Source organism: Puniceicoccaceae bacterium (assembly GCA_040224245.1).
GTDB lineage: Bacteria > Verrucomicrobiota > Verrucomicrobiia > Opitutales > JAFGAQ01 > JAKSBQ01.
Window position 1 is genome coordinate 1 of sequence record JBEGIR010000011.1, and the last position, 3,640, is coordinate 3,640.

Sequence of the window (3,640 nt, forward strand, 5' to 3'; positions counted from 1 at the left end):
GCCTGACACTTGCTCTTAACATGTTGCGAAACAGTTCGCCCGATTCCTTCGAATCCGCTTGATGCAGACGTTCCAATAGGTCACTTTTTTCCATGGTGGTTTCCTTCTCTTGTTAGTTTTGCTGCCTCCAAGCTTGGTCGCATGGAGGCGGGAAACCACCTCAAAGTTTTAACAATTTTGGGGACTCTTCCGTCCTCGCCCGGTCAGACTTGCGACCTTGGCTTGTGGTGAATTTCTGTCCAACTTTTCCCGACCGGCTCAGAATTAGAGGACTTCGAAAACGAGGACAGTGATTGAAAATGTCGTAAAATGCGCGATTAATTGACATGTTAAATGAAAGAACCGATTTTGTAAGCATTATGAATACGGCAAAAGTCATTGAAGAAATCAAGCAGCTCCCTCTGGAGGAACAGGGCAAGGTTGTTGATTTTTTGAACGAGCAAGCTGCCCAACATGTGAAGTTTGCAGAGGATGCTGAAGTTGAAGCTGCTGCTGAAGCTGTGTTTGAAGAACACGCCGAATTGTTTAAAAAACTGGCTCAATGAACGAACCAAAGTTTTTGAGTGTTCGTCAGATTGAGAACTTCCATCGGCGAGGACTGGAACTTTGGGGCGGGTCAGAAGGAATCCGAAATCGATCCCTTTTTAAAGGAGCGGTTGCTCAGGCTCAAAATGTCTATTGGTATGCTCAAGGTGACCTCTTTGATGTCGCTGCGGCTTACTGCTTCCATATCGCACAAGCTCAAGCCTTCCTTGATGGAAACAAAAGAACTGCAGTTGCTGCGGGGCTGACTTTCCTTCGAATAAATGGTGTAACTGTTGGATCTGAATTATCTGAAATGATCTATGATGCCATGATTGGCATTGCCAAACATGAGTTGGATCGATCCGGACTTGCAGAGTTGCTTCGAAAGCATCTAATCAATAGATAATACCTTCTTTAGCTGCTCCAAAATCCTCACATGGTATGAACCGGGGACATCGGTAACACGAAAACCGGAGACATCCTCCTTCGCATAAAGCTTCGGTGGACGCAGTCGGTAACACTTTTTTACAAACTGGGTGCATGCCCTGGACAGAAGAAGAACTGATGGAGAAGAAAGAGAGATTCGTTGAGCTGGCGCTGAGCGGAAAGTTTTATATCAGCGATTTGAGTCAGCAGTATGGGATCATCCGCAAGACAGCGCACAAGTATCTCAAGCGCTACAAAGCGGAAGGCAAACTGGGGTTGCAGGAACGCAGCCGTTGTCCATTGGGATATGCGCTTGGTTGACGGTCCGAATTCTCCCGAATCCGGCTGCGGTTGAGGGGGAGGTTTGGGGGAGTCGGAGTGGGGATTCCGGGTAGTGTTGTGGAGGTGTGAAGCGAGGGAGATCAGGGTAGGGTGTCATTGGGTTGTAGATAGGACGGGAGCTGGAAGCTCCCGCTACGATTTGGATTTCTATCTTCTCTGTGCTCCGCGATCGGGTTGACCTGCCCCCTTAAAAAAGAGCCAGTTGCAAAGTTAGTCTGAAACCTTTAGGAAAGGAGACAGACAACAATGTGAGACAAGCGATACATGTGGATCAAATCATGCGGCTCCGGCTCAAGGAAGGCCTTCAGGGACTCCAGGGGGGCCAAAAAGCCGCGTCGTAGGGAGGGGTTCCTCAAAGAACGACAAAACGCAAAGCCGAGTGCGTAAACGATGTATATCAAGTCGGGTTGTCCGTGTGAGAACCCATGGGTTGAGAGCTTTCATAGTCGATTTCGGGACAACCGCCTGAACCGCGAGCTGTTCTTGAACCTTAAAGAGGCAGAAGTGGTTATCTCGGACTGGAAAAGGCTCTTCAAAGACGAACGGCCACATAGTGGCATCCATTACAAATTACCCGTGCAGGTCTATCACTCAGACGGGGGCGCTGATTGCCGCCCCCGATCCCCAGGCTAGGGCTAACAGCATTGACAAAAGTAGAACTTTGATACCGTGTTTAACTTGAACCAAAACCCAGCAGACTAACTCCAAAACTGGCCAAGTGTCAGGGGTCAGGTCATCATGACTGTAAACTCATTTTACCTTTATCAACATGTTCCCAAATGCGGAGGTACTTCATTTCGCAGTGCGTGTTCAAGCATGGGAATGAATGTGCTTCGTGAGAAACTCTCTGAGGTCAGGAGAAATGAAGTGGCTCGAAAGCAATGGTTGGAACGGAGGAAAGATGCGCTTTTCCAGACGAACGATTCCATGCTATGCGGGCATTTTATTTTTGATGGAGTTCGACCGAAGGAATGGCTGGAGAGTGAGATACAGTCAGGAAAAGTTCGATTGGTTACGCTTTTGCGCGATCCGCTTGAACGGGCCATATCTGCGTGTTTTTATCGGAAAAAGAGAGGACTTGAGACATTTCCGACGCTTGAAGCGCGCCTCAAGGCAATGAAAAATCCAATTTCGCGCCATCTGGGCTATCAAGGAGAGAACCCTGAGCTATTCCTGAAGAACTTCTATTTTTTGGCATAACCGAAAAACTTCAGGAATCGCTCGATGTATTCGCTTCGCTTGCGGAGAAGCCTGCGAGTAAGGTTCCTCGGTTCAATGTGACGGCAAAAGAATCATATCAGCTATGCGATTCATTTGTTTCGCAGTTTAGGGCCAAGAATCACTGGGATTTTAACCTCTATGACGAGGCAGTTGGCAGACTTGAAGCTTTGTATCAGGAACGTGTTGAGCTTTATGAAGCCATGCTATGAACGGCGTGGAAAGCAGCGGTTTTTCAATCGTGCCAATGCCCAGACGATGCGGTAGATCGGCAGCAGTTCCGGGTGGGTTTTTTGGAGCGTTGAGAGCAGGCGCTTTCGGTGACGCGGTGTCAGGTTCCATCGCAGGTGGCGGTCTTCGAGGCGATGGGTCGCGTCGATGAGTGAGAAACGCTCGGCTTTGGTAAAGAGTGAAAAATTGTGTGCTCCCTCAGGACCGTGCCATTTGTCGCCCTGCTTGGCAGGAACATGGGCATAGTCATGATTTTGGTGCACGCAAAAAATGGATTTGGATGCATCAATGACGGGAACGCGCAGCATGCGTGCCCGGTAAATCATCCAGTTATCCCAACCGGGCCTACCCACAATGAAATTGGGAATTTCCCGGAGTCCCGTCGCCTTCGTGTAGAGAAAAAAGTCACTGCCATATTGACCATCATCAATTGAACTTCGCACCGCATTACGGCGAAAATGGGCTTCCGAACTGGCATTCACTGTGACTTCTTCTGTGACATCGATGTCGTAACGACAACCCACCATGAGAAAACGTTTGCGGTCAATCGCGTTGCAGGCTTCCACAAAATCCGGCAGCAGGATGATATCGGTATTGATGAAACAGATTCGATCAAAGCGTGCCTGATCATGAGCGAGCCGAAACACTTCATCAAGGAAAGGGGTATTCAACGACGATTTTGCAATTCCATCAAACACTTCCGCCTGGAATTCGCGACCTGCGTCAACAATTCCCGGTTCATCCCCGAACAGCAACACCTGAGCATCGGGTACGACTGTCTTCCAGCTTCGAATCGCATTGTACTGCAGCAAGCGGTACTGCGTATCGAAGGGTTTGGGGATCGTGAAAAAGGTAATCATCAGTGTTAAGATTGAGGCAGAAGCTCCAGTCTTTGGCA

Annotated in this window: 5 protein-coding genes; 4 read left to right on the forward strand and 1 reads right to left on the reverse strand. The window is 48.8% G+C overall.

Annotated features, from left to right (window positions below; genetic code table 11):
* The first annotated feature begins 326 nt into the window (after positions 1-326).
* From ABQ298_01540 to ABQ298_01555, 4 genes are all read left to right on the forward strand, one after another.
* Positions 327-545 carry a hypothetical protein gene (locus tag ABQ298_01540; protein ID MEQ9823046.1) on the forward strand — a complete coding sequence of 73 codons (219 nt, stop codon included), beginning with the start codon at positions 327-329 and terminating at the stop codon, positions 543-545.
* Positions 542-931: a type II toxin-antitoxin system death-on-curing family toxin gene (locus tag ABQ298_01545; GenBank protein MEQ9823047.1), complete on the forward strand. Its 390-nt coding sequence runs from the start codon at positions 542-544 to the stop codon at positions 929-931. The genes ABQ298_01540 and ABQ298_01545 overlap by 4 nt, the downstream gene beginning before the upstream one ends.
* 134 nt (positions 932-1,065) lie before the next feature.
* The gene (locus ABQ298_01550) at positions 1,066-1,272 is read left to right on the forward strand and encodes a leucine zipper domain-containing protein (GenBank protein MEQ9823048.1); all 207 of its coding nucleotides are present in this window, start codon (positions 1,066-1,068) and stop codon (positions 1,270-1,272) included.
* An 843-nt stretch (positions 1,273-2,115) separates the two neighbouring features.
* Positions 2,116-2,493, forward strand: a complete 378-nt coding sequence (locus ABQ298_01555; protein MEQ9823049.1) for a hypothetical protein — start codon at positions 2,116-2,118, stop codon at positions 2,491-2,493.
* A gap of 224 nt (positions 2,494-2,717) precedes the next feature.
* Here ABQ298_01555 and ABQ298_01560 read toward each other — a convergent pair.
* The coding region (locus tag ABQ298_01560) for a hypothetical protein (GenBank protein ID MEQ9823050.1) at positions 2,718-3,640 on the reverse strand (923 nt) is incomplete at its 5' end.

Coding starts and splice junctions, on each gene's coding strand:
- ABQ298_01540 (MEQ9823046.1), top strand. CDS start 327: ATGTTAAATGAAAGAACCGATTTTGTAAGCATTATGAATACGGCAAAA.
- ABQ298_01550 (MEQ9823048.1), top strand. CDS start 1,066: ATGCCCTGGACAGAAGAAGAACTGATGGAGAAGAAAGAGAGATTCGTT.
- ABQ298_01545 (MEQ9823047.1), top strand. CDS start 542: ATGAACGAACCAAAGTTTTTGAGTGTTCGTCAGATTGAGAACTTCCAT.
- ABQ298_01555 (MEQ9823049.1), top strand. CDS start 2,116: ATGAATGTGCTTCGTGAGAAACTCTCTGAGGTCAGGAGAAATGAAGTG.